We start from the raw sequence: 25,835 nt of genomic DNA, 5'->3' as shown, positions 1-25,835 counted from the left end.
GCCAAATATATGTATAACTGACTAAAAATTATGAATGAGATTTTATGGTTCGGGTTCAATTCGCAGAGTGATAGCTCCATTTTTAACTTCACTTAGGAATGTATCGTATAATTGCCGCCATTGCACACAATGTTCTTGAAAGATAGCATTACGCTGGCTTTCAGTCATACCGGATTCGTTCATAAACGTAGTATAGCACACATATACGGTATCTACCTTATCCTTATGCCTATCACCGTCCTCACTTATCATACCTTCTGCTTTCATGTAGGTAAAACAGACCCCGTCTCTGATACGAAAGGCATACTTTCCTGTCTTTCCGTATTTTTCATAGTTGCGGTTGATGCCCTCATTTTGCTGAAGGGGCATGACGATAGTATTCCGGGAGAAATACCTCGCAGCTACTTCATTAGCACTCGGCGATTTGTCTTTTAAGAAACGCTCCCTGTATCGTTGAAAAAAATGGGATGTATAGACACTGATTTGCCTGACGCCTACCATTTTGCTATCCGGGGTGTGCTTATACCCGCTCGCACCCCATTGAACGACAAACCGATGTTTGTCTGCATAAACAATACAGAAAGAGCCGACTTCGGGATATTCTGCATTGGCCCTGGTTTCTGCGTAAAAATAAATGATATACTGATTGTTGGTTGCCGGAATTTTATATTCATAAAGTTCCCATGCTGGAAAACGGCTTGTTTTACGAAATGCTTTAACCGCTTTGGGCCGTAGGTATTCCTGCTTGATGTCTACTTTGTATTTGTCAGCGGCGAGATGGTCGTACATCTCCCTATATGTCATCGAAGTCAGAAGCATAACCCAATATAACTGTTTCAGCCATTCAAATTTCGCATATTTTCTTTGCTTTTACAAATTCAAAGCGGCGACGCCAACCGTGACATATAGCGACGCCAACCCTTACATCTGCGTCTGCAAAAGGCTCGGACGTGTATTCCATAAAGTATTTTTGGGTTCCGGGAAAGCTAAACATTGTAATTATGGAGATGATAATGATCGAAAAACGGGTCTATGACTCTATGGTGGCCAAACTCGAAACGCTGGCCGGAAGGGTCGAGGCTCTGAATGCAAAACAGCAAAAACGCTTAGGACGTTGGCTCGACAATGAGGAGGTCTGCGAGATGCTGTGCATCGCTAAAAGGACGCTTCAGGCATATCGTGAAAAAAGGCTCATTCCCTACACGCAAGTCGGACATAAAATCTACTATAAGCCGCAAGACGTAGAGGCATTGTTGAAACAATCGAAAAAGTAAACGAAGAAATAAACTATGAGAAATAATATTGTGCAGGGTTCGGACAGTAGCGAGGCCGAAGTGTTCGACCTGATAAAGCGTATCGAAAAGGGGCTGGAAAAATTCGGTACGAACCATCGCCTGATTCTGGGCGGCGAGTCGTATCTGACGGACAAGGAAATTTCGGAGCGGCTGAAAGTCCACCGCCGGACGTTGCAGGAATACCGCAGCTCGGGGAAACTCCCTTATTACATGATATGCGGGAAAGTGCTGTACCGGGAGTCGGAGATCGAAAAGTTACTCCAGGATTCGTATAACGGAACGGATGATAAGGCGTTGCTGTAACACCGGAACGAGAAGAAGGGCTGTCTGACAAATTCCCGAGATTGAAAATCGCCCCTGTCAGGATGAATTCCGACAGGGGCGAAAACGTTAGAATCAAGGTTGTTAGACGGCTTTTTTCTTTCCGAGGTCAGTTCACTACCGTCCGTTCCTCCTGCGAGACCTTCAGCACGACCATCGGGGAATAGGGGCGGCGGATCAGCCATCGCCGGAACGCCGCACTCTGGGGCGTGTCCACCCGAAAGGCCAACGCCGAGATCATTTCCAGATTATACAGTTCAGCATGTGCCGTCGGAAGATTCGAGGTTTCCGACATACGCAGTGCACCGTGTTTGTAAATCGCCCGGATATTGCTCGTGACCGCAGATACGAACACCTCGAACATACGGGCAATTTCGGACGGGGTCAGCCACACATCGCCATCGGCACCGGGGATTACGGTTACGGTATTGTACTCGATCGTTATCGTTCCTGTCGCTCTTTCTCCTGTCGTTGCCATATTGTTTGGATATTAGTTGGATAATTATACGAATATTTTTCTTTTCCGTCAAGCGAACGTCGTTTTTTCTCTGTCGGACTGGGCCCGTTTCTTTTTCATAACGCCCACATCCTCTTCGCATAAGACTATTTTCCGGCCTTTCGTTCTCATTTTAAGCCCTTTCATATCTTCACCCACCTTTTTGTCGGTCACTTTGGCGTAAATCTGAGTCGTGGTGATGCTCTTGTGTCCCATCATACGGCTCACGGTTTCGATAGGCACGCCCATCGAGAGGGTAATATGCGTCCCGAAATTATGCCGGGCCTTATGGAAGGTCATATCGAAACCATATGCTTGTCCCAGTTTTCGCGTAAGTATGATAAGATGCTTCCGGCTGTAAAGGTTGAAAATCTTGTCGCTCCGACGTTCGGACCGGTATTTCTCGATGATCCGCAACGGAACCTCCAGCAACCGGACTGCCGAGGGCGTATCTGTTTTTTTGCGCCGTATATGAAGCCACCACGTTCCGTCGGCGGCCTGCGTGATGTCCTTATCCGAGAGCTGGTTCAGGTCGGAGTAGGACAGGCCCGTGAAGGAGGAGAAGAGGAACCAGTCCCGAACCCGCTGAAGATTGGGTTTGTCGATGGGCGTTTCCATCAGCTTTTTGAGATCTTCGAGTTTGAGGTGGCGGCTCTTGCGTTCGGGCAGCTCCGGGTGCAGCTTGCCGTAAGGGTCGCGGCGGAGCGTACCTTGGCTGACAGCCCGTTTGGTCATTTTCTTCAGGCGGTACAGGTGTTCGTGCACCGTCTTTTGCATCATATCGCACTCCGTTCGCAGAAAGAGGTCGAAGTCGTCGTAGAACGTTTTGTCGAGGCTTCGGAGCGTGACGTCTTCCTGCCCGCATTTCTGTTGTACGAACGCAGCCAAGTGGTTGTAAGAGTTCTCGTAGCTGGCATAGGTCTCTTTCGTCCGATCTACGCCGACCCGTTTGTAAAACTCTGCATTGTGTTCCCGGAACAGGGCCAGCAACGTGAGCGGCTTCTGTCCTACGCCTTTTACGGCGTTCTTCACCAGTTCCGCCGTGACGAAGCCGAGGTCGTTGCGAATCCTCCGATAGTGGGCCTCGATCTGTTCGGTCAGCAGGTCGATGGCCCGATTTACTTTGCGGGCGTTGGCACTCCGGCCGTCCGCGCGTCCTGTCTCCGGATTCCACAGCGACGGTTCGATGGCGGCTTTGATACCTATATGAGCCGATTCGGCGTCGATGCTGACTTTGCACAAGAGCTGGCAGGTGCCGTCCTTGCGGACTTTAGTTCGATTGATATAGAATAGTACGGCGAACGTACTGCGGCGTTTTATCTTATTGTTCGTTCCCATGATGATTCGGATTTGAGAAGGGTGATTACAGTGCTATCGAGAACCGCTCGGCGAGCTTTTTGTCGAGGTTTTGCGTATCCGCGCCGATTTTGTCATCGGTTACTTTGGCATAAATCTGTGTCGTGTCGATACGTGTGTGTCCCAGCATCTTACTGACCGTTTCCAGCGGAACGCCCTGCGAAAGCGTGATTTCGGTGGCGTAGGTATGCCGTCCGCAGTGGAAAACGAGCCGCTTTTCGATACCGCAGATCGAGGCGATACGTTTCAGAGCCCGGTTGAGTGTAGTGTTGCCGTACATAGGAAGTAATTTCCCTTCCGGCGCGATACCCCTGTATTTGTCGAGAATATGGAGGGGAATATCGAGCAGCGGCAGTTCATAGTCGATCTTCGTCTTCTTGCGCGTGGTTTTGATCCACACCTCGCCGTCCTCGGCAATTTCCAAATCATCTTCGCTCAGGCGGCACATATCCCCGTAAGGAATGCCCGTATAACACGAGAATAGGAACAGGTCGCGGGTTTGGTAGAGCGTCGGGTGATGGAGCGGCGTGGTCATCAGCCGGTGCAATTCGTCGGCAGTGAGGTATTTCTGCGCCCTTTCGGGGCGTTTCGGTTCGTACCCGGCGAACGGGTCGGCCGTGATGATACCCTCCGCCACCGCCTCGCCGACGATCGTGTTCAGCCTTGTGGTCAGCAGGACGACAGTTCCCGGCGCGATGCGGCGTTCCGTCCGCAGGTAGAGGTCGTACCTGTCAATGAACGACCGGTCGAGGGCAGTAAAGGGAATATCCGAAAGTTTATACTGTGTTTGCAGGAAAGCGGAGACGCAATTACGGGCATAGCGATAGGATCTGAGCGTGCCTTTCTCGCGGTTTACACCCACGCGCTTCTCGAAATGTTCGATAAACGTTTGAAAATAACTGAGTAGGGTCGTTTGTCCGGAAGCCTTGCCCAGCAGCAGATCCCGTACCTCTTCGGCGGTCACTTCCTCCCGTATCGCAGACTGTTCCTTGTAGATGGCCAGCGCCGAGGCACGCAGTTCGTCCAATTGCCGATTGATTTCCCGAGTAGCGGTACTCTTTCCCGTGGCGCGGCCCGATACCCACGACGATACGGGAACCGACATCTTGGCACTGAAAGCCGCCTCGGAATGGTTGCCGACGGTCAGCCGTGCCATGACAGGACAACAACCATTGGCATTCGTTTCGCTCTTTTTAAGGTAGAACGCAACCCTTACATCCATTTGTTTCATAACTCTATTATCTAATTGCAAAATTAGTTGATATAGAGCTATTTGAAACCATGAAAAATATGGCAGAACAGCGAAACAGAACCCCGGATCGAATAAACGCGGCTGTATTTTCCCGATAATCGAAAAAAACGGTTATCTTTACAGTGCGAATACCGAAAATACAAGCGTTCTTTGCGGTAGCAGACGGTTCGACAGGGTGCTTTTCAGCGAATTTTTCCGGGCCGAAAAAGGCAGCGGATAAGTAGCAATCGCCCTTCTTAACCTCTCACAATCCTACTTTTTGATGAGTCGGACAGACAGAGAGATATACCGCTTGACTTTCTTTAGTGTCAGTCACTTATCTTAATCTATCCGATTCTTTCGTTTTTACGCGAGTTCTTCGTATCTTTGGCTACGCCTTAGATATATCGTCTCGGCATAATCAAACGTAAATGTTTGCTTCTGCGCTCGACTTTTCGTATCTTTGTCTTCGCCGAAGATACTCCCGCTCGGCAATGTTCAAATAAATTTGACATTGCGCTCGCTTATTCGTATCTTTGTTAAATATTTCGTCCCCTCCGGCCTGTGCGCGGCGGAGGCTTTAAAAACGACCGAAAATGAAAGAACGGATTCAGCGCTTCGGTAAATCATTGAGCAGCATGGTAATGCCCAATATCGGCGCATTCATCGCCTGGGGATTCATCACGGCTCTTTTCATTCCGACGGGTTGGTGGCCCAATGCGAGTCTGGGGCAGTTCGTCGAACCGATGCTGCGTTATCTGCTGCCGCTGCTGATCGCCATGACGGCGGGACGGCATGTGGCCGGCGATCGCGGCGGCGTGATTGCCGCCGTAGCGGTGATGGGCGTGATTCTGGGCAGCGACATCCCGATGTTCATCGGCGCCATGGCGATCGGGCCCTTTGCCGGCTGGGTGATCCGCTCCTTCGACCGCTGGGCGGAGGGACGCATTCCCGCCGGATTCGAAATGCTGGTCAACAACTTCTCGGTCGGCATCCTGGGAATCGTCTGCGCGCTGATCGGGTTCTATGCCGTGGGGCCGGTGGTTTCGGCGCTGACCGTCTTCCTGTCGGCCGGCGTGTCGCTGATGATCGAACACGGTCTGCTGCCGCTGGTCGCGGTCTTCATCGAACCGGCCAAGGTGCTCTTCCTGAACAATGCGATCAACCACGGAATCTTCTCGCCGATCGGGATCGAACAGGCGCGCCAGACGGGCCAGTCGATCATGTTCCTGCTGGAAACCAATCCCGGGCCGGGCCTCGGCGTCCTGCTGGCCTATTGGGCCTTCGCGCGCGGCGCGGCGCGTTCGTCGGCGCCGGGAGCGATCGTCATCCAGTTCTTCGGCGGCATCCATGAGATCTATTTCCCCTATGTACTGATGCGCCCGGCCATTATCGTGGCGCCGATCGTCGGCTCGGCCGCGGCGATCCTCTTCTATTCGCTTACCGGAACGGGACTGACCGCCGTCGCGTCGCCCGGCAGCATCATCGCCGTGGCGGCGATGGCACCGAAGGGGGAGACGCTGCTGGTGCTCGCCGGGGTGGTGGTCGCGGCAGCCGTGTCGTTCTTCGTTGCGGCGCCGATCGTCAAACGTGCGCATTTGGAGGAGGTGAAGCCCGTTCAGAAGCCTAACGGAACGGTTATCGGAGGAACGAGCCGTGCGCCCCGTGCGCTCGAAGGGCCGATCCGCACGGTCGTCTTCGCCTGCGATGCCGGCATGGGATCGAGTGCTATGGGTGCGACCCGTTTCCGCAAACGCATCGAACCGCTCGGCAGCGGCGTGCGCGTTACCAACAGTTCGGTCGACACGATCCCGGAGGGGACGGATGTCGTCGTGTGCCAGTCGCAGTTGTCGCAGCGCGCCGGGAAGGCTGCGCCCGCGTCGGAGGTGATCGTGATCGGCAATTTCCTCTCCGATCCTGCCCTCGACGGGTTGTACGGCCGGATCGAGGGCCAAACCAGAGCATCCGAAGCTCCGCAGTCGGAGGAGGTGCCCGCAGCGGCAACTCCCGCTGCACCGGCGTCGGAGATGCTGACCTTGCAGGGGATCCGTACCGGACTGGCGCCTGTGGGCAAGGAGGAGGCGATCCGTGCCGCCGGAGCGTTGCTGGCTGCCTGCGGTTATGTCGACGGGAAATACGCCGAGGCGATGGTCGCCCGCGAGCGTGTGGCCACGACCTATCTGGGCATGGGTATTGCCATTCCCCACGGGACGGCCGAGGCGAAGTCGCGCATCAGGCGTTCGGGAATCGTCGTGATGCAGTATCCCGAAGGGGTCGATTTCGGCGAAGAACGGGCGCAGCTGGTGATCGGTATCGCCGGTGCCGGCGACGAACATATCGAGATTCTGGCGCGGGTGACGTCGGCGCTCGAAGACGAGGAGGTGCTCCGACGGCTTAAAACGACGGACGATCCCCGTTATATTCTGGAAAAATTGGCTATTTGAAATATGGTATCGAAGACTGTTACAATCGAAGCTCCGAACGGGATGCACGCGCGTCCCGTATCGGCATTGGTGGCGCTCGTCAAGGCGTCGGGACAGCAGGTGACGCTGCGTACGCCTGCCAAATCGGTCAGCGGGGCGAGCATGATCGGCATCCTTTCGCTGGGGTTGAAAAAGGGCTCGGAGGTGGAAGTCGCGGTCGAAGGCGACAACGAGCAGGCTGTACTCGACGAGGTGGTCGCCGCGATCGAGGCGATAACCGATTAGGTCGTCATGCTGCGGTTGCGGGTGAAACAGGCCATGGCCGATGCCGTGGCGATCGGGCGCGTGTGGCGTTATCGGGCCGGAGCTTACGCGCCTTCGGGCCGGGTCGTGCCGTCCGGAGAGCGGCCTGCGGAGCAGTCGCGTTTCGATGCGGCGGTGGCGGCCGCCGAAGGGGAGTTGGAGAAACTGGCGGCCGCGAACGAAATCTTCGCCGCGCACCTCGAACTGGCGGCCGATCCGATGCTCATGGAGAACGTGGCGGAGAAGATCGCGGAGGGAATGACTGCCGCCGATGCCGTCCATGCGGCCTCCGGCGAGTTGGCGGCGCTCTTCGCGCAGATCGACGACGAGTACCTGCGGGCGCGCGCCGACGATGTGCGCGACGTATGTCGCCGCATCCTGCGGCAGTTGGTGCCTTCCGAGACCGATCCTTTCGCCGCGATTCCCGACGGGAGCATCCTCGCCGCCGACGAACTGGCACCGTCGGATACGGCGCGGATCGATTTTTCGCGCGTGCGCGGCGTGGTGACGCGGCGAGGCAGCGCGACGAGCCATCTGGCCATTCTGGCACGCAACCGGAACCTGCCTGCCGTGGTGGGGTTGGGCGACGATTTCGACCGGTTGGACGACGGCACGATCGTGGTGCTCGACGGCTTGGCCGGCGAACTGCTGATCGCTCCCGACGAGCATACGGCGGCGGAGTATCGCCGGCGTATGGAGGAGGCCGAGGCACGATCCGCGGCTGCGGATGCGTACGCATCGCAGCCGGTCACGACACGCGACGGGCGGGCGTTGGCCGTGCTGGCCAATGCCGGCAGCGTGGATGAAGTGGAACGGGCGATCCGCAGCGGCGCCGACGGCATCGGGTTGTTCCGCAGCGAGTTCCTCTACATGCAGCGGCAGGACGGCTTTCCCGACGAACAGGTGCAGACGGCGGCCTATGCACGGGCCGCCGAGCTTTGCGGCGGCCGGCCGCTGGTGATCCGCACGCTCGATATCGGCGGCGACAAATCGCTGCCTTACTATCGGTTCCCCGAAGAGGAGAATCCTTTTCTGGGCTGGCGCGCCATTCGCGTAAGCCTCGAATTGCGCGATATGTTCCGCACGCAGTTGCGGGCGATCCTGCGTGCCAGTGCCCGGGGCGGCGTGCGGGTGATGTTTCCGATGATCGTCTCGCTCGCGGAGTTGCGCGACGCGCTGGCGCTTTTGGAGGAGTGCAAGGAGGAGCTGCGCCGGCAGGAGGTGCCGTTCGACGACCGGATTCCGGTCGGGGTGATGATCGAGACGCCGGCGGCGGTGTTCATGGCCGACGAACTGGCCGCCGAGGTCGATTTTTTCAGCATCGGCACCAACGACCTCACGCAGTACGTGCTGGCCGTCGATCGGGGTAACCGGCGGATCGCGGCGATGTACGATACGCTGCATCCGGCCGTGGTGCGCGCGATGCGGCTGACGGTCGATGCGGCTCACAGGCATGGATGCGAAGTGGGCATCTGCGGCGAATTCGCCGGATGCGCAGCCCATGCCGAACTGCTTGTCGGACTGGGATTCGACGAGCTGAGCGTGGCGCCGCCCTCCGTTCCGGCCGTCAAGGAACGCATTCGCGGGCTCGAAACGCCGCAGGCGGAACTGACGGCACGCAGGGCCGTCGAAGCGGCTACGGCGTCGGAGGTACACGAATTGATCGGCGTCGGGTGACGCCGGCTTGCAGAAGCCCTTACTCAATCCAAATTTCAATACGATGAAAAAACTGTTTCTAACTTGTTTCTGCTGCGCTTCCGCCGTGCTGGGAGCCCGTGCGCAGGATGAACACATCGTCATCTGGGACAATGCCTCCGCCCCGACGTCGAGCGGCCTGTTCGGGCCGACCGTCATCGAAAAGGAGGTCTTCGTGGCGAACAACAATGTCGCCGAGCTTTTCGTCTACAAGGCCGAGGAGCCGAGCGGCCGTGCCGTCGTGGTCTGTCCGGGCGGCGGTTATCACAACCTGGCTATCGGCTACGAGGGGCACGACATGGCGCGCTGGCTGGCCGACCACGGTACGACGGCCGCCGTGCTGAAATACCGTATGCCCAACGGTCACTGCGAAGTGCCGCGCAACGACGCCGAGCAGGCGTTGCGCATCATGCGCGAACACGCCGCCGAGTGGGGATACGACGCGTCGCGCGTGGGGATCGTCGGTTCGTCGGCGGGAGGTCATCTGGCGGCCAGCACCGGAACGATCTCGGACGAGAAACCCGCTTTCATGATCCTTTTCTATCCGGTCATTACGGCCGAAGAGGGCAAGTTGCACAAGAATTCGTTCAAATACCTGTTGGGCAAGGACTATTCGTCCGAGGAGGCGCGCAACTATTCGCTCGAAAAGCGGGTCTCGGCGCTGACGCCCCCGACGCTGCTGCTGCTGAGCGACGACGACCGGATCGTTCCGCCGGTCAACAGCCTGCTCTTCTACGAGGCACTCAAACGCAACGGCGTGAAGGCCTCGATCCACGTCTTCCCCACGGGAGACCACGGCTGGGGCATCAAGCCCGAATTCAAATATATCGAGCAGTGGCAACGCTACGCGCTCGACTGGCTGGAACAATTCTGAATCGGAAAAACATCAATCAATCTTTTTGCAAGACGATATGAAAAGAGCAATTCAATTCGGCGCGGGCAATATCGGCCGCGGATTCATCGGTGCGGTACTCTCCGAGGCGGGGTACCATGTGGTTTTCGCCGATGTGAACATGGAGGTCATCGACCGCATCAACAAGGACGGCGCCTACACCGTGCACATCATGGACGTGGAGAGCCGCGACGTGCGGATCAGTAATATTTCGGGTGTCGATTCGGGCGGCGGGGAGATCGTCGACGAGATCGTGCGCGCCGAGATCATCACCACGGCCGTCGGGCTGCGCATCCTGCCCTTCATCGCCCCGGCCATCGCCAAGGGCATCGCCGCGCGCCGCGCCGCAGGCGTCGGGGAGCCGCTGAACGTCATCGCCTGCGAGAACGGCATCCGTGCCACCTCGCAGCTCAGGGAGGAGGTTTACAAGCATCTCTCGACCGAGGAGGCCGCATGGTGCGACGCGCACGTCGGGTTCGCCGACTGTTCGGTCGACCGCATCGTGCCTCCTGTGCGCAGCGAGAACCCGATCGACGTGGTCGTGGAGAATTTCTACGAGTGGAACGTCGAGGAGAAGTCGTTCGTGGGCGGTGCACCGCATATCGAGGGGATGAATCTGGCCGATAACCTGCTGGCCTATATCGAGCGCAAGCTCTTTACGCTCAATACGGGACATGCCATTACGGCCTATCTGGGACGGATGAAGGGACTCGCGACGATCGACGAGAGCATCGCCGATCCCGCGATCTTCGCCATCGTCAAGGAGGCGATGCAGCAGAGCGGACAGGCGCTGGTCGAAAAGTTCGGTTTCGACCGCGACGCGCATTTCAAGTATATCGACAAGATCATCGGCCGGTTCAAGAATCCCTATCTGAAAGACGACGTGACGCGCGTGGGGCGCGAGCCGCTGCGCAAGCTCTCGTCGACCGACCGGCTGGTCAAGCCGATGATGACCGCCCGCGAGTACGGCCTGCCGTGCGACAAACTGCTGCTGGGTATCGGCGCCGCACTGCATTACAACAATCCCGAAGATCCGCAGAGCGTCAAGATGCAGGAGCTGATCGCCGCCAAGGGGCTGCGTCAGGCCGTGTCGGAGATCACGTCGATCCCCGCGACCGATCCCGTCATCGAGGAGATCGCCGCCGCTACGGCCGAGGTCGAAAAACGAATCCGTTAAGTCGGCTGCAATCCTATGAAGAGACCTTTCATCGCAGTGACCGCGCTGACGCTTGCGACTGCAATCTCATTTACCTCCGTCGCGGAGGAGCGTCCCGCGTCGGAGAAACGGCTTCACACCGTTCAGATCAATAGTCTTGAAGACCTCAAAGCCTATTTCCGCTACGACCCCGAGCGGGACATTATCGTCAGCGGCCATCGCGGCGGCATGATGCCCGGCTATCCCGAAAACTGCATCGAGTCGTGCGAGAAAACCTTGTCGATGATGCCGACCTTTTTCGAGATCGATTTCAGCTTCACGAAGGACAGCGTGATGGTGCTCATGCACGACCTGACGATCGACCGCACGACCAACGGCAAGGGGCGCGTGGCCGACTACACCTACGAGGAGTTGCAGGGATTCCGGCTGGTCGATCGCGACGGCAAACTGACGCCTTATCGCATTCCCCGTCTGAAAGACATGTTGGAATGGGGCAAGGACAAGGTGGTGTTCAACTTCGACAACAAGTACATCAACACCAAGGGCGTGAGCGACGAGGTGCGCAAGGCGAGCCTCGACTACTACATCCGTCAGCTGCGCCCCGGCGGCGACTGGTCGATGTACCACAACATCATGCTCAGTGTCCGTTCGCTGGACGAAGCGATGTACTATTGGAACGCCGGCATCCGCAACGTGATGTTCTGCTGCGAGATCAGCTCGCGCGAGATGTTCGACGCCTACGACGCCTGCCCGATTCCGTGGGACTACATCATGGCCTATATCCGGCTGTCGGTCGATCCCCGGTTGCAGGAGGTCTACGATCTGCTGCATGAGCGCGGCGTCTCGACGATGACCTCCATTACCGGTTCGTCCGACAAGGTGAAGAATCCGCGCGACCGGAGGGTCTGCTACCTGCGCGACCTGGTGTCGGAACCCGATCTGATCGAGACCGACTACCCGTCGGAGTTCGTCGATCTGCCCCGCTCGCGCGCCGAAATCCATGCCTTGCAGGATCGCGCCATCGAGGGCAACCGGTCGGTCAAGGCCGATAAGGCGAAGAAGAACCGTCGGAAATAGCCCGTCCGCTGCCAATGAAAACGGCTGCCTCTGTTTTTGAGAGGCAGCCGTTTCTTTTCAGCCGGAGCGGTCAGAACGAGATACCGACGCGCACGCCGAAGCGGTTGATGTTGTTCATCGTATAGATCAGCAGATCGTCGTTGTTGCTGGCGTAGCTGTAAAAGAGCGCTACGTGGAAGCCGAACCGCTGCGCAGGCGAGGGGAAGATGCTCACGCCGATTTCGGGCGAGAGATAGACGCCCCACGTGTCCTGATATTGCTGGATCGTGTAGTAATAGGAGGACATTTCGGCATAGTCGGCGCCGATACGCAGACCGGCGTAGGGCTGGAATACGCTCCCTTTGAGGAAATTGTATCGTCCCACGACGCCGAACGGCAGCTCGAACAGGGTGTGTTTCTGTGCGGTCGTCATGGCGGCGCCGCTGCCCAGTTGCAGGGTTTGACGGCCGATCGACTCGATGTTGGTCTGGTAGGAGATGAAGGCGCCGACGGTGATTTCGGGCGTTACGAAGTAACCGCCTTCGAAGTTCATACCCCAGCCCGATGCCTTGTCGGCGAAGGCGCTCCCCAGCGGAACGGTCACTTGCCAGTCGACGTTGAGGTAGGTGTTCTGGATGAGCTGCGCCCGTCCCGGCAGGGCGAAGGTAACCGCTGCGACGGCGAGCAACAACGCTTTACGACTGAATATGGAAAGTGTTTTCATAGCGATGAATGATTAACGGTTTACGGAATTGGTTTCCAGATAGGGCGATTGCATGAAGGCTTGGTTCACGGCGTCCAGCGTACGCTGCATGTTGACCTTATGCGACGAGGTGAGCAGGCCGCCGATGAAGCTGTCCCAGATGACTGGCAGTTTGCGGTTGCTCTGCCGGTCGGCCGTCAGATCGACCATCTCGATGAGCATCGAACCGGCCGTGTAACCGTAATAGACCTGGTAGGGGTAGTGCCAGCCGAGCCAGTCGCCCCAGTAGCCGGGAGCCCAGTAGTAGGGGTAGTACCACCACCAGTAGGGGTAGTCGTACCCGACGAAATAGGTCACACGCTCGACGTAGCTGATTTGCAGACCCGTCTGCGCGGTTTCCTTGTCGTCCGTGCGGACGAAGTTGCGGGATTCCATCAGGTCGGCGACGGTTCCGATGATCTCCTGCGCATCGGCGTCTTTCCAGTATTCGGTCTTGTCGGCGTTGCCGATCACCAGAATACTGTCGGGGAGATAGAAGGTCTCCACGTCGGAGAAGTCGGCCTGTTGGTCGTAGTCCGTGTAGACCAGATAGTCCTCGTGAAGCCCGGAGGTGGATGGCTCTTTCTGGCACGAAACGACAGCGACGGCCAGCAGTACGAGCAATGACGTGAGTAGATTTTTTGTGGTCATAGTCCTGAAAATTTTTAAGAGTTGCTATCGTCCCTTCTCCGTTCAAATACCGTTCCGTTCTGAATGTTACGTTTCCGTGCTGCGGCGTTCGTCGGAAGCCGGCGGGCGGGCCGTCGCCGGAGATTTAGCGGCCGGAGGCGCGCGGGCGGCGGTTCGCAGGGCTATCGTGCGGCGATGCCGGAGGTTGTGCCGGCGGACGAACCGTTTCGAAATCCGGTCGGAATGCGGTACCGTATTTTCTTGTTTCGCGTGCAATGCTTCCTTGTCAGCGGTGCCGGCGACGGCCGACGTCGGGAAGTCCGGCCGCGCTGCGGGGAAGCTGCGGAAGTGCCGGAACGCGAAACGGGCGGAACCTTCTTTGAAAGGCTCCGCCCGTTTGCACCGTCTTGTCCGGCATCAGTTCCGGTCGGGCAGGAACGAGTAGTCGCGGGAGTATCCGAGCATCTGCTCCACGTAGTTGGCGGGGTAGGCGATCTTCACGTCGACGATCCGGCCGTCGCGTTCCACCAGTTCGTATTCGGGATTGACGAATCCCCCGTAAGGCTCGATATGGAGCGCTTCGTAGCGATCGAGCACCTCGCGGTGCAGTTTCGGGTCGACTTTGACGGCATACTGTTCGACCAGCGCTTTGCCCGCCTCGTAGTCGCCTTCGGACTTGATGCGTTGGATCTCGCGCAGCATCTGTCCGAACAGCTCGCGCAGTTTCTCGAAGTCGTTGACCACGACGTAGGTCTTTCCCTGCTCGGTGCGCCACTCGATCACGTTGTCGGCCTTGCCCTGCTCGTAGCACCATTCGGCGATCAGCTTGCGGTTGCGCATGTGCGACTCCTCGACGTTCTTGCCCGGTTCGATGCGGGCGAGCTGCGTCATCATGCCGTTGAGGATGTAGGAGGCGTATTGCGCCTTGGCCACGTCGAACGAGGGGACGAGCCCCAGCTCGACGAGCTTCGGGTCGCCCAGGTAGTAGAGGCCGAAGAGGTCGGCGCGCGTCTCTTCGAGCGTCGATCCGTAGCTTTTCAGCTCGTCACCCTTCACGCCCGGTGCCAGCTGGCCCGAACCGTGTCCGAGACATTCGTGCAGGTCGGTGTGGAGATCGTCGCCGATCTTGCCGTATTTGTCGATGCGCTCGCGGTCTTCGGGGCGCAACATGAACTCCTCCTCGAAGCCGTTGCCGTGCGCCGCGCGGTCGTAGGCGTAGGTGATGTTGTCGATCGTCACCGATTTCGAGCCGTGCTCCTTGCGGATCCAGTCGGCGTTCGGAAGGTTGATTCCGATCGGCGTGGCGGGGTAGCAGTCGCCGCCGAGCATCGCCACGGTGATGACCTTGGCCGAGACGCCTTTGACGACCTTTTTCTTGTAGGCGGGGTCGACAGGCGAGTGGTCTTCGAACCACTGGGCGTTCTCGGAGATGATCCGCGTGCGGCGGCAGGCCGCCGAGTCGACGAAGTTGACGTTGGCCTCCCACGAAGCCTTGTACCCCAGCGGATCGCCGTAGGTCTCGATGAATCCGTTGACGAAGTCGACGTTCGACACCGTGTCTTGCAGCCAGAGGATGTTGTAGCGGTCGAACTGTTTCAGGTCGCCCGTGCGGTAGTAGTCGATCAGGGCGGCGAGGGTCTGCTTCTGCGGCTCGGCCGCTACGTCGCGTGCCTTTTCGAGCCAGTAGACGATGCGTTCGATCGCGGGCGAGTACATGCCTCCGACCTTCCACATGCGCTCGTAGAGACGTCCCGTCTTCTCCTCCTTGACCAACTGCGAGTTCAGACCGTAGGAGACGGGGCAGGGGTCGCCCGCATCGGCTGCGGCCATCGCGGCGTAGAACTGTTCGGCCTCGTGCTGGCGCACGTTGCTGTAATAGTTGCTGGCCGACGTCCAGAGCATGTCGGCGCCGGCTGCCTGATTGAGCCGCGTGGGGTAGATCGCAGGGTCGAAGATGACCTTGCAGAGAAAATCGAAATCCGCCGGAAAGCGATCCATGCCTACCGATGCGGCCGCCTCGCGGAAGAAGGATTCCGAAAACTCGGGGCGGAACTTGTCGTTGGAATAGTGGTGGTGGATGCCGTTGGCGAACCACACTTTTTTGAGGTATTTTTCGAGCGCTTTCCACTCGTCGGACGTGCGGTCTCCTTTATAATTAAGGTAGAGCGTTTCGAGCGTGCGCCTGATCGGCAGGTTGGCCGCGCAGTTCTGGTCGAAGAGGATGTCGCGTCCGCACTTGGCCGCTTCGGCCAGGTAGTAGATCAACTCTTTCTGTTCGAGCGGGAGCCGTTCGAATCCGGGCACTTCGTAGCGGATGACCTTGATGTCGTCGAACCGGTCGACGATCCACGGCTGCTGCGCGTCGGAGGCCGCAGGGTTCGTGCACGAACCCAAACATGCGACGGATGTTGTCATAAGCGAAATAAACGTGAGCGTTTTCATTTGCGTTCGGATTGAATTTGATGCCAAAGATAGTGCAAGCCGAGCGCAAAAGCAAACGAAGTTTGCATTTTGCCGAGGCGCCGCCTGTCTAAGCGGGATGCAATCCCGCAAAGTTGTGCAAGCCGAGCGCAAAAGCAAGCGAAGCTTGCGATTTTGCCGAGGCGCCGCCTGTCTAAGCGGAGGCTTGCCCTCCGCAAAGTGTGCAAGCCGAGCGCAAAAGCGAATAGGGTGCATTTTGCCGAGGGTTCGGTTTGTCGTCTTGCGGACGATCGTGGCGGTCAGGAGGTCCGAAAACCATATTTTTCCGGTTTTCGCTTTTATATCTTAATTGTTATTTCTAACTTTGCCGAGCCTTCGGGCCTAATTGTTTGGAAATAATAATGAAAACCGTAACAAGCGTCAAAGCGCTTCGCGAGGTGCTCTCGGCGGTCGATTCGACCGGTATCGGGCTGGTCCCGACCATGGGTGCCCTGCATGCCGGCCACCGTTCGCTCGTCGAACGGGCGCGCCGCGAGAACGCCACCGTCGTGGTGAGCGTGTTCGTCAATCCCACGCAGTTCAACGATAAAAACGATCTGAGAAACTATCCGCGCACGCCCGAAGCCGATTGCGCGCTGCTCGAAGCGGCGGGGGCCGACGTGGTCTTCATGCCCTCGGTCGAGGAGATGTACCCCGTCCCCGATCTTAGGCAGTACGATTTCGGCCGGATCGACAAGGTGATGGAGGGCGCCACCCGTCCGGGCCATTTCAACGGCGTGGCGCAGGTGGTGAGCAAGCTCTTCGCCATGGTGCAGCCTGCGCGTGCCTATTTCGGTGAGAAGGATTTCCAGCAGATCGCCGTGGTGAAGTCGATGGTCGCCCAGTCGGGCTTTCCGCTCGAAATCGTCGAGTGCGGGATCGTGCGCGGCGACGACGGGCTGGCCCTTTCGTCGCGCAACGCCCTGCTCGATGCCGCGCACCGCGCCGCTGCGCCCGATATCTGCCGGGCGTTGAGGCTTGGCGCCGAACGTGCCGCAGGGATGACGCCTGCCGAACTGGCGGACTTCGTCACGCGCGAGACGGAGCGCAGCGGTCTGCTCGAAGTGATCTATTTCCAGTCGGTCGACGCTCTCACGATGCAGCAGGTGGCAGCCTGGGACGAGAGCGAACGCATCCAGGGGTGTATCGCCGTGCAGGCGGGCGCCGTGCGGCTGATCGACAATATCCGGATCAAATAATGCGAAGAGGATGATGCAGATCGAAGTACTGAAATCGAAAATCCATCGGGTGACCATTACCGAGGCGAACCTCAATTACGTGGGAAGCATCACCATCGACGAGGAGTTGATGGAGGCGGCCAACCTGATCGAGGGCGAACGGGTGCAGATATGGAACGTCACCAACGGCGAACGGCTCGACACCTATGTGATCCGCGGCCGGCGCGGCAGCGGTGCGATCTGTCTCAACGGCGCAGCCGCCCGCAAGGCGCAGGTGGGCGACGTGCTCATCATCGCCTCCTACGCCCGCATGGAGTTCGAGGAGGCGAAGACGTTCCGCCCGTGGGTGGTCTTTCCCGACACGGCGACCAACCGTCTGGTAGAGTAGAATAGATGCGGCGGCCGCACCGGCTGCCGTGGAACGATAAAAACCGAACGAGATGGACGTATTCCTCTCCATAACGGCTTTCCTCTGTTGCCTCGTCGGCATCGTGGGTTGCATTGTCCCCGTCCTGCCCGGCCCTGTGCTGAGCTATGCGGGGCTTTTTTGCGCCTATGCGTGCAGCTATTCGACGCTGACGCCCGCCGAGATGTGGCTGTGGGCGGGGTTGACGGCCGCGGTGACTGCGGCGGATTATTTTCTGCCGGGGTACATGGCCAAACTGTTCGGCGGCACACGGGCCGGAATGGTCGGCGCCACGGTGGGCATGATCGCGGGCCTGTTCGTGGGCGGCCTGATCGGTATCGTGGTGGGGCCGTTCGTAGGGGCTGTCGCGGGCGAACTGCTGAACGACCGCGAACGGATCGGGCAGGCGCTGGTGGTGGGCGTGGGATCGTTCCTGTCGTTTCTGGTCGGTACGGGGATCAAGCTGGTGGCTGCGGTCGGGATGCTGACCTTCGTCGTGGCCGACACGTGGCCGGCCCTGCGGGCGTGGTTCGCCACCGTATTTTAGGATAACATAACTCGCAATCATATGAAAAGAGTCTTTTTATTGGTAGCGGCAGCGGTGTTGAGCCTTGTCGTTACGTCCTGTTCGAAGTACCGCTATGAGGAGGTCGCCGACGATCCGCTGCATAGCCGTATCTACACGCTGGACAACGGATTGAAGGTCTACATGACCGTGAACGGGGAGGCGCCCCGCATCCAGACCTACATCGCCGTGCGCGTGGGTTCGAAGAACGACCCGCTCGAAACGACCGGTCTGGCGCACTATTTCGAGCACCTGATGTTCAAGGGCACCAAGTCGTTCGGCACCCAGGATTACGAGGCCGAGCGTCCGATGCTCGACGAGATCGAGCGTCTGTTCGAGGTCTATCGCACCACGACCGACGCCGACGAACGCCGTGCGATCTATGCCCGCATCGACTCCGTGTCGCAGGAGGCTTCGAAGCTGGCGATTCCCAACGAGTACGACAAGCTGATGTCGGCCATCGGCGCCGCGGGCACGAACGCCTTCACCTCCTACGACATGACCGTCTATACCGAGGAGATTCCCTCGAACCAGATCGACAACTGGGCGAAGATCCAGTCCGACCGTTTCGCCAATGCGGTGATCCGCGGATTCCACACCGAGTTGGAGACCGTCTACGAGGAGTACAACATGTCGCTCACGAGCGACAGCCGCAAGATGTTGGACTCGCTCATGGTGGCGCTCTATCCGCACCATCCCTACGGAATGCACACCGTGCTGGGTACGCAGGAGGATTTGAAGAACCCTTCGATCACCAACATCAAGAATTACTACAAGACTTATTACGTGCCCAACAACATGGCCATCTGCCTGTCGGGCGATTTCGATCCCGACCGGATGATCGCGACGATCGACAAGTACTTCGGCGGACTGAAACCCAATCCCGAACTGCCCGAATGGTCCTTCACGCCCGAACCGGCGATGACCGCTCCCGTCGAGAAGACGGTGCTGGGGCAGGAGGCCGAAATGATCTACCTGGGCTGGCGCACCGGCGGCGCTTCGAGCGAGGACGCCGACATGATCCAGCTCGTGAGTTCGCTGCTTTCGAACGGCAAGTGCGGCCTGTTGGACGTCGATATCCAGCAGCAGCAGAAAATGCTGGGCGTGGGTGCGGAGGGCCTCCAATTGGCTGACTACGGCATGATGGTGGCCATCGGCTATCCCAAGCCGGGGCAGACGCTCGAAGAGGCGCGCGACATGCTGCTCGATGAGATCGGGAAGCTGCGGGCCGGCGATTTCGACGAGGAGCTGCTCGCCTCGACGATCGCCAACTACAAGCGCGGCGAGATGCAGGCGCTCGAAGAGAACGGCAACCGCGCGATGGCCTATGTCGACGCCTTTATCAACGGTGTGGACTGGAAGCGTTCGGTGGAGGAGCTCGACCGCCTGTCGAAGGTGACCAAGGCCGACGTCGTGGCGTGGGCCAACGAGAAGCTCGATCCCGAGGTTTATGCAGCCGTTTACAAGCGCCAGGGCGTCGATCCCAATATCCACAAGATCGACAAGCCGCAGATCACGCCCATTGCCACCAACCGCGACAAGTCGTCGGAGTTCCTCGCCGCCATCCAGGCCGCCGAGGTCGAGGCCGTGCAGCCGGTCTTCGTCGATTATGCCAGCGACCTCTCGGTCGGCAAGATGAAGCAGGACATCGAGGTGCTCTATAAGCAGAATACCACCAACGGGCTGTTCAGCCTCTACTACGTCTACGATTTCGGTACGACGACCGATCCCGCCTTCGGCATCGCGTCGGACTATTTCGACCTGTTGGGCACCGATACGCAGTCGTTGCAGGAGATCCAGCGCGAGTTTTACGATCTGGCCTGCTCGTTCGGCATCCATGCGGGCGGCGAGCGCATCTATGTGACGATCAGCGGACTTGCGGAGAATATGGACAAGGCCGTGAAGCTGGCCGAGGAGTACATGCAGAACGTCGAGGGCGACGACGCCGTGCTCGCGCAGCTCAAAGCCAACGCGATGAAGGCGCGCAACGACGCCAAGTTGAACCAGAACGCCAACTTCCGCGCACTGCAACAGTATACCTTCTACGGCCCCGAAGCGATTCGGGCGCGGACGCTGACCGACGAGCAGCTCATGGCGCTCACGTCGGACGAACTGCTGGCGCGGATCCGGAGCCTGAGCGACTACGAGCACTACGTGATGTACTACGGTCCCGAGACGGAGGCGAAGCTCATCGCCGCGCTCGACGCGATCCACCGCACGTCGCAGGAGTTGAAGCCGGTGCGGAAGGTGCGTTTCCCGCTGCTGACGGTGGACAAGAGCGAGGTCAACGTGGCGCAGTACGACGCCAAACAGATCTATTATCTCCAATATTCGAACCGCGGCGAGAAGTTCTCGACCGACAACGATCCGGGCGAGACGCTCTTCAACAGCTATTTCGGCGGCGGCATGAACGCCGTGGTCTTCCAGGAGATGCGCGAGGCGCGTTCGCTGGCCTATACTGCTTTCGCCACCTTCACCGAGATGCGCGACAAGGACGATCCCTATATCTTCTATGCCTTCATCGCCACGCAGAACGACAAGATGCGCCAGGCCGTCGAGGCGTTCGACGAGATCATCGAGAACATGCCCGAATCGGAGAAGGCCTTCGAACTGGCCAAGCAGGGTATCCTGGCCAACCTCTCCACGCAGCGCACCGTGCGCGACAACGTGCTGTGGAGTTTCGTCTCGGCGCGCGAGATGGGCGTCGGGGTCGACCGCAACAAGGCCGTTTACGACGCCGTGCAGGGCATGACGCTCGCCGACGTGAAGGCTTTCCACGACAAATGGGTCAAGGGGCGCAAATACACGTATAGCATTCTGGGCGACCGCAACGACATCGACATGGATTATCTGCGCACGCTCGGCCCCGTACACGAGGTGAGCCAGCGCGAGCTGTTCGGTTATTAGAACGCCGCGTGCCGAGGAGGTCCGACCCGAGCCGGTCGGAACCGAGGATGCGACAGACCGGTCGTCCGGTCTGTCGCTTTTTTTATCCGGTCGAAACCCCGCGGCGGCGTGATTGCCGTCGCGGCGAACGATTAGCATACATTTTGCAGGAAGAGCTGAAAAACACGAAAATGAAACTACCGATTCTTTTGACGCTCTGCCTGCTGGCGGGGGTCGTAAATCCCGCACGGCCGCAGGCGCGGCGTACCCGCACACAGACCGAACAGACGCGGTCGGCCGACCGCGAGCGGGCGAAGCGCGAACAGGCCGTTGCGGATTCGCTCGCGCACCTGAAAGCCCTGCGGAGTCTCGACCGGCTCGATTTCGCGTTGGAAGCCGATCGGCTGACCCTCCGGCGCGGGAGGGTGGTCTTCGTCTCCTCCGACACGAATTTCGTGACGCTTTCCGGCGACATGGCCACCGTGCAGGTCGCGCCGTTCATGGGAGGAGGCCCCAACGGTATCGGCGGCATCACTCTGGAAGGACATGCCTCCAACATTCGGGTCAGAACGGACAAGCGGGGGAATACCACCTTTTCCATGAACGTATTCGGGCGGGGGATCTCCGCGACGCTGAGCATCCGGTTGCCGGCGGGAAGCAACCGCGCGTCGGTTTCGATCGATCCCAATTTCAGCTCCGACCGGATTCAGTTGACCGGCGTGCTGGTTCCGCTGGACGAATCGCGCGTGTTCAAGGGCAGCGCGCTGTGATCCTCTGCGGCGAATCCTGCCGCTCCCGTCGCCGTGTAGGCGTATGTACGGCCGTATCCGTTGAGGTGCGGATATGAAAAAGCGCGTCTCCGCCCTATATAAGGCGGAGACGCGCTTTTTTACGGAGCGAACTTATTCGGGAATGATCGCCTCGCTGGGGCAAACGCCTGCGCAGGTTCCGCAGTCGATGCACTTATCGGCATCGATCACATAGATATCGCCGGCCGAGATCGCCTCTACCGGGCATTCGCCGATACAAGTACCGCATGCAACGCATGCGTCGGTAATTTTGTAAGCCATTGTTTTGTCGATTTTTTGTTAAGTGTCTGCAAATATAGTGACTTTATTTGATAATATCAAACCCCGTGTAGGGAATCAGCACCTCGGGAATCCGGATGCCTTCGGGCGTCTGGTTGTTCTCCAACAACGCCGCGACGATGCGCGGAAGTGCGAGCGACGAGCCGTTGAGCGTATGGGCCAAGTGGATTTTCTTGTTCGCGTCGCGGTAGCGTAGTTTCAGCCGGTTGGCCTGGAACGACTCGAAGTTCGAGACGGACGATACTTCCAGCCAGCGCTTCTGCGCTTCGGAGTAGACCTCGAAGTCGTAGGTCAGCGCCGAGGTGAACGACATGTCGCCGCCGCACAGACGCAGGATGCGGTAGGGCAGGCCGAGCGACTTGACCAACCCCTCGACGTGGGCCACCATGTCGTCGAGCGCTTCGTAGGAATCGTCGGGCAGCGACAGCCGCACGATCTCCACCTTGTCGAACTGGTGCAGACGGTTCAGGCCGCGCACGTCCTTGCCGTAGGAGCCGGCTTCGCGGCGGAAACAGGGGGTGTAGGCGGTCATCTTGACGGGGAAATCCTTCTCGTCGAGGATCACGTCGCGGAAGATGTTCGTCACCGGCACCTCGGCCGTCGGGACGAGGTAGAAATTGTCCACCGTGGCGTGGTACATCTGTCCCTCCTTGTCGGGCAGCTGTCCCGTGCCGAATCCCGACGCCTCGTTGACCATCACGGGCGGTTCAACCTCCTGGTAGCCCGCGCGGGTGTTGTAGTCGAGGAAGTAGTTGATCAGCGCACGTTGCAGGCGGGCGCCCTTGCCCTTGTAAACGGGAAATCCCGCTCCGGTGAGTTTTACGCCCAGGTCGAAATCGATGATGTCGTATTTCTTGGCCAGCTCCCAGTGCGGCAGCGCCTCGGCCGGCAGCGGCGTGTAGTTCTCCACGAGTTTCACCACCAGATTGTCCTCGGCCGAGGTTCCTTCGGGAACGATCTCGGCGGGGAAGTTGGGCAGCAGTACGATCTCGGCCTGCAAGGCGTCGGCCGTCTGCTTCATCTCGGCCGACAGTTTTACCGATTTTTCTTTGAGCGCCGCCACTTCGGCCTTTTTCGCTTCGGCTTCGTCGCGTTTGCCCTGCCCCATCAGCGCGCCGATCATCTTGGCCGCCTGGTTCTGCTGCGACAGACAGTTATCCAACTCTTGCTGGATCGCCTTGCGGCGGTCGTCGAGCTGCTCGATCCGGTCGATGACGGGACGTGCGTCCACGCCCTTTTTGGCCAGGCGGCGGACGGCCGCCTCCTTGTCGTCCCGGAGTTGTTTGAGTGTAAGCATCGTTAATTATCGTTAAACGTTTCCGAATCGCAAAGTTATAAAATACTTGGTAAAAACGATGCGCAGAGCGGTAAAAATCGAGTTTATCCGGGGCGTCCGTGCGGTTTGCTGTCGGGTGCGACGAAGGATGTACGCTACGGAATACCGGAGGGCGGTGTGTCGAGGATGCTAACTATTCGGATGAATCTGAGGGTAAAACGGATTTTCAGGGCGAGATTCTCTGATAAAAATTACATTATGTAAAATTTTCGCGAGCGTTGAATAATATCCTAAAATGTTTGTTCTCACCTTGTTGGATTCAACGATGGCAAAGGTAAATATTTTTTTTGAAAAATCCCCCCCCCTTGCCCGACTTTTTTATGAAATATTTTGCCGGAATTAAAAAACTGCATTACAGCGGTTTCGAAAATAAACACAATATACCATTGTATCGCAATAGGTTATCCGAAAATCCGATCGGAAGATAGTTTTGAACATAATGTAATTTTAATTTATCTAATTAGAACTATGAACTACTATCAATCGGAAAAAGAGGCTTACGTGGTGCCTCGGGCAATAGTTTTTGACGTGAAAGTCGAAGAGGGGTTCGCCTCGTCGGGCGAGGGGGAGATCACTCCCGGAGAAGAAGATTCCGAATGGGGCAATTGATTTTTCCGCACGGGAACAGCAAGAAAAAATCGAATTTAAAAATTACGATAATGAAAAGATCTTTTTTCGCTTTACTGGCGGCGGCCGTTTCGGGTTTAGCCTCCTGTCAGCAAGACGGCACGCAGGACGACGCTGCGCTGCCGATGAATGTCTATTCGTTCGATGCAACGACTGAGGGTACGCGCGTGTCGCTGGATCATACGGCGTTGACGTATACGTGGGACGGTTCGGAGCAGGTGATGGTGTGGTATGCGCCCGCAACTTCGGCTCCTGATTATGACTATACGCTCATCGGCAATCCTTTCGTGGCGGAATCGGCCGGTGCGAAAACCGCCTTTTCGCTTCGGACGGAGTACGATTTGAGCGAGATGGGATACGACGATCAGAACTATGTGTTGATGTATCCGTGGCCTTATGCCGGTACGTCGGGTGTCAGCGGCGATGAAGTGACCTATACGATCGGTACCCGAGAGGGCGACGGCTATGTGCAGAAGGATGTCTTCGAGGGAATCTACAACCTGATGCGTGCCGAGACTACCGGATCGTCGCTTCTCGTGGGCCGGCCGCCGGTTACCTTCGAGCATCTGCTCACTTCGCTGCGCTTCTATGTGAAAGAGTCGGCCGAGCCGGCCTTCGACGACATCCGGATCACGGACATGGAGATCCTTTTCCCGGAGAATGTCATCGGCGAGACGAAGGTGAATTTCCGCGAGGGTTACGTCGCTTCGGCGTCGAGCCGGAAGGTGATCGTCGATCTGGATGCTCCGTTGACGCCGCAGAAGTCTTACAAGGACGAATCGGGCGAGGCCAACGACGATCAGTATGCGTTGGTGGTCGTGAAGCCCTTCACGTTGAAAGCGAACACCGACGGCAATGCGAACGACCGGATTCTGGTCACGCTGAGAGGTACGGGTACGGATATCCATACCGGAGAGGCCGAACGGATCACGCAGACGCTCGTTCTGACGAGCGACAGCGACATGGAGTTCGAGGCCGGACATTTCCGCGCAGTCAGCCTGCAACTCGAGAACGACTGGACGCCCGTCGACGTGCAGCTTACCGAGGCTTTCGCTCCTGCCGGAGATTATGCGCACGGAGCCGGTATCATGTTTGATAAGCGAGGCGAATGTTTCGGGTTCCATGCATCGATTAAGGATGCAGCGGACAAGGAGCGGATGATCGTTCTGGACAATACGAGCAATAGATGGAGCTTGGGTACTTCCTGGCTGTACGCGCAGTCTGCATTCTATATGCCCAGCTCGACCGTGTTGAAGGGGTATACGCAGGGAGATATCGCCGTGACGTTCGATGCCCATGTCGTGTTCAGCGGCAAGGATAAGAATCCGTGTCCGATTATTATCGGCTTCAACCATTGCAGCACGCGGACGAATGGGGACACCGGAGACGGCGGATTCGTCGCATTGGCAAGTGTCGACGCCGAGCCCGCATTGATGACGGCCAAGGAGGCCAAGGAGAACGGCGGTTATCCGGAGGATGCGGCGTATTGGAGGAGTTACGAGGTCGTAATCCCTGCCGAGACGATTGCCGGAATCGATCAGTTCATGGAACCCAACAAGGACGGATCGGCGGCTCATATGGGATTCAAACTCGATGGCCAGGTGGGCGCCTCTTCGTCCAAGGGCCGTATGGTCTATATCAAAAACATCTGCTTCTCCTACGAAAACAAATAGTGTCGAAATCCGGGGAGGGC

General features: G+C 58.1%; 24 protein-coding genes. 15 read left to right on the top strand and 9 right to left on the bottom strand.

The window, feature by feature from the left end; all coding sequences use genetic code 11:
• Nucleotides 1–42: 42 nt before the first annotated feature.
• Nucleotides 43–789 carry a hypothetical protein gene (locus tag FMF02_RS13765; protein ID WP_179952771.1) on the bottom strand — a complete coding sequence of 249 codons (747 nt, stop codon included), beginning with the start codon at nt 787–789 and terminating at the stop codon, nt 43–45.
• Nucleotides 790–1,001: 212 nt separating this feature from the next.
• On the opposite strand from FMF02_RS13765, the gene FMF02_RS00210 reads away from it, so the two are divergent.
• Both FMF02_RS00210 and FMF02_RS00205 read left to right on the top strand, forming a co-directional pair.
• A complete protein-coding gene (locus tag FMF02_RS00210; protein ID WP_141411787.1) occupies nt 1,002–1,274 on the top strand; it encodes a helix-turn-helix domain-containing protein in 273 nt (90 codons plus the stop codon).
• A 15-nt stretch (nt 1,275–1,289) separates the two neighbouring features.
• On the top strand, nt 1,290–1,598 hold the full coding sequence (locus FMF02_RS00205; protein ID WP_141411786.1) for a helix-turn-helix domain-containing protein: 309 nt from the start codon (nt 1,290–1,292) through the stop codon (nt 1,596–1,598).
• A 127-nt stretch (nt 1,599–1,725) separates the two neighbouring features.
• On the opposite strand, the gene FMF02_RS00200 is transcribed toward FMF02_RS00205, so the two are convergent.
• From FMF02_RS00200 to FMF02_RS00190, 3 genes are read right to left on the bottom strand one after another with little or no spacing between them, the layout of a single operon-like run.
• Nucleotides 1,726–2,094 carry a virulence RhuM family protein gene (locus FMF02_RS00200; RefSeq protein ID WP_141411785.1) on the bottom strand — a complete coding sequence of 123 codons (369 nt, stop codon included), beginning with the start codon at nt 2,092–2,094 and terminating at the stop codon, nt 1,726–1,728.
• A gap of 48 nt (nt 2,095–2,142) precedes the next feature.
• Nucleotides 2,143–3,450 (bottom strand): site-specific integrase, encoded by a 1,308-nt coding sequence (locus FMF02_RS00195; RefSeq protein ID WP_141411784.1) that lies wholly within the window; start codon nt 3,448–3,450, stop codon nt 2,143–2,145.
• A 25-nt stretch (nt 3,451–3,475) separates the two neighbouring features.
• A complete protein-coding gene (locus tag FMF02_RS00190; RefSeq protein ID WP_141411783.1) occupies nt 3,476–4,699 on the bottom strand; it encodes a site-specific integrase in 1,224 nt (407 codons plus the stop codon).
• A gap of 596 nt (nt 4,700–5,295) precedes the next feature.
• Between FMF02_RS00190 and FMF02_RS00185 the strand changes: the two genes are divergently transcribed.
• From FMF02_RS00185 to FMF02_RS00160, 6 genes are read left to right on the top strand one after another with little or no spacing between them, the layout of a single operon-like run.
• The gene (locus FMF02_RS00185) at nt 5,296–7,143 is read left to right on the top strand and encodes a PTS mannitol transporter subunit IICBA (RefSeq protein ID WP_141411782.1); all 1,848 of its coding nucleotides are present in this window, start codon (nt 5,296–5,298) and stop codon (nt 7,141–7,143) included.
• 3 nt (nt 7,144–7,146) lie between these two features.
• Nucleotides 7,147–7,407 carry an HPr family phosphocarrier protein gene (locus FMF02_RS00180; RefSeq protein WP_019129226.1) on the top strand — a complete coding sequence of 87 codons (261 nt, stop codon included), beginning with the start codon at nt 7,147–7,149 and terminating at the stop codon, nt 7,405–7,407.
• A 6-nt stretch (nt 7,408–7,413) separates the two neighbouring features.
• The gene (gene ptsP, locus FMF02_RS00175; RefSeq protein WP_229090149.1) at nt 7,414–9,102 is read left to right on the top strand and encodes a phosphoenolpyruvate--protein phosphotransferase; all 1,689 of its coding nucleotides are present in this window, start codon (nt 7,414–7,416) and stop codon (nt 9,100–9,102) included.
• 43 nt (nt 9,103–9,145) lie between these two features.
• Nucleotides 9,146–9,994, top strand: a complete 849-nt coding sequence (locus FMF02_RS00170) for an alpha/beta hydrolase (RefSeq protein ID WP_162852307.1) — start codon at nt 9,146–9,148, stop codon at nt 9,992–9,994.
• 37 nt (nt 9,995–10,031) lie between these two features.
• Entirely contained in the window at nt 10,032–11,189 is a 1,158-nt protein-coding gene (locus FMF02_RS00165; RefSeq protein ID WP_141411781.1) for a mannitol-1-phosphate 5-dehydrogenase, read from the top strand.
• Nucleotides 11,190–11,204: 15 nt separating this feature from the next.
• Entirely contained in the window at nt 11,205–12,245 is a 1,041-nt protein-coding gene (locus FMF02_RS00160; RefSeq protein WP_019129230.1) for a glycerophosphodiester phosphodiesterase family protein, read from the top strand.
• A 70-nt stretch (nt 12,246–12,315) separates the two neighbouring features.
• Here the strand turns inward: FMF02_RS00160 and FMF02_RS00155 are convergent, their stop codons facing one another.
• The 3 genes from FMF02_RS00155 to FMF02_RS00145 all read right to left on the bottom strand — a co-directional run bounded on the left by FMF02_RS00155 (nt 12,316) and on the right by FMF02_RS00145 (nt 16,038).
• Entirely contained in the window at nt 12,316–12,948 is a 633-nt protein-coding gene (locus FMF02_RS00155) for an outer membrane beta-barrel protein (RefSeq protein WP_026074670.1), read from the bottom strand.
• A 12-nt stretch (nt 12,949–12,960) separates the two neighbouring features.
• Nucleotides 12,961–13,617 carry a DUF4136 domain-containing protein gene (locus FMF02_RS00150; protein ID WP_034779249.1) on the bottom strand — a complete coding sequence of 219 codons (657 nt, stop codon included), beginning with the start codon at nt 13,615–13,617 and terminating at the stop codon, nt 12,961–12,963.
• Between the two features lie 396 nt (nt 13,618–14,013).
• Nucleotides 14,014–16,038: a dipeptidyl-peptidase 3 family protein gene (locus FMF02_RS00145; RefSeq protein WP_370744759.1), complete on the bottom strand. Its 2,025-nt coding sequence runs from the start codon at nt 16,036–16,038 to the stop codon at nt 14,014–14,016.
• Nucleotides 16,039–16,418: 380 nt separating this feature from the next.
• Here FMF02_RS00145 and panC point away from each other — a divergent pair, with 380 nt between their 5' ends.
• The 5 genes from panC to FMF02_RS00120 all read left to right on the top strand — a co-directional run bounded on the left by panC (nt 16,419) and on the right by FMF02_RS00120 (nt 21,861).
• Nucleotides 16,419–17,255, top strand: a complete 837-nt coding sequence (gene panC, locus FMF02_RS00140; RefSeq protein WP_141411780.1) for a pantoate--beta-alanine ligase — start codon at nt 16,419–16,421, stop codon at nt 17,253–17,255.
• Nucleotides 17,256–17,268: 13 nt separating this feature from the next.
• On the top strand, nt 17,269–17,622 hold the full coding sequence (panD, locus tag FMF02_RS00135; RefSeq protein ID WP_026074672.1) for an aspartate 1-decarboxylase: 354 nt from the start codon (nt 17,269–17,271) through the stop codon (nt 17,620–17,622).
• Nucleotides 17,623–17,674: 52 nt separating this feature from the next.
• Nucleotides 17,675–18,187 carry a DUF456 domain-containing protein gene (locus tag FMF02_RS00130; protein ID WP_019129238.1) on the top strand — a complete coding sequence of 171 codons (513 nt, stop codon included), beginning with the start codon at nt 17,675–17,677 and terminating at the stop codon, nt 18,185–18,187.
• Nucleotides 18,188–18,208: 21 nt separating this feature from the next.
• On the top strand, nt 18,209–21,112 hold the full coding sequence (locus tag FMF02_RS00125) for a M16 family metallopeptidase (RefSeq protein ID WP_141411779.1): 2,904 nt from the start codon (nt 18,209–18,211) through the stop codon (nt 21,110–21,112).
• A gap of 170 nt (nt 21,113–21,282) precedes the next feature.
• Nucleotides 21,283–21,861, top strand: coding sequence for a DUF4251 domain-containing protein (locus FMF02_RS00120; protein WP_244611591.1), 579 nt, complete (start codon nt 21,283–21,285; stop codon nt 21,859–21,861).
• Nucleotides 21,862–21,993: 132 nt separating this feature from the next.
• Here the strand turns inward: FMF02_RS00120 and fdxA are convergent, their stop codons facing one another.
• Together fdxA and serS are read right to left on the bottom strand one after the other, a co-directional pair.
• Complete coding sequence (gene fdxA, locus FMF02_RS00115; protein WP_019129241.1) at nt 21,994–22,161, bottom strand: 4Fe-4S ferredoxin; 168 nt, start codon at nt 22,159–22,161, stop codon at nt 21,994–21,996.
• 43 nt (nt 22,162–22,204) lie between these two features.
• Complete coding sequence (serS, locus tag FMF02_RS00110) at nt 22,205–23,476, bottom strand: serine--tRNA ligase (protein WP_019129242.1); 1,272 nt, start codon at nt 23,474–23,476, stop codon at nt 22,205–22,207.
• A gap of 507 nt (nt 23,477–23,983) precedes the next feature.
• On the opposite strand from serS, the gene FMF02_RS13580 reads away from it, so the two are divergent.
• Both FMF02_RS13580 and FMF02_RS00105 read left to right on the top strand, forming a co-directional pair.
• On the top strand, nt 23,984–24,124 hold the full coding sequence (locus FMF02_RS13580) for a hypothetical protein (RefSeq protein ID WP_019129243.1): 141 nt from the start codon (nt 23,984–23,986) through the stop codon (nt 24,122–24,124).
• A 50-nt stretch (nt 24,125–24,174) separates the two neighbouring features.
• Nucleotides 24,175–25,815 (top strand): fimbrillin family protein, encoded by a 1,641-nt coding sequence (locus FMF02_RS00105; protein WP_141411778.1) that lies wholly within the window; start codon nt 24,175–24,177, stop codon nt 25,813–25,815.
• The last annotated feature ends 20 nt before the right edge of the window (nt 25,816–25,835 follow it).

The organism is Alistipes communis (genome assembly GCF_006542665.1).
GTDB lineage: Bacteria > Bacteroidota > Bacteroidia > Bacteroidales > Rikenellaceae > Alistipes > Alistipes communis.
Note: the sequence above shows the minus strand (reverse complement) of the source record. Positions and strands in the feature narration are given on the sequence as shown.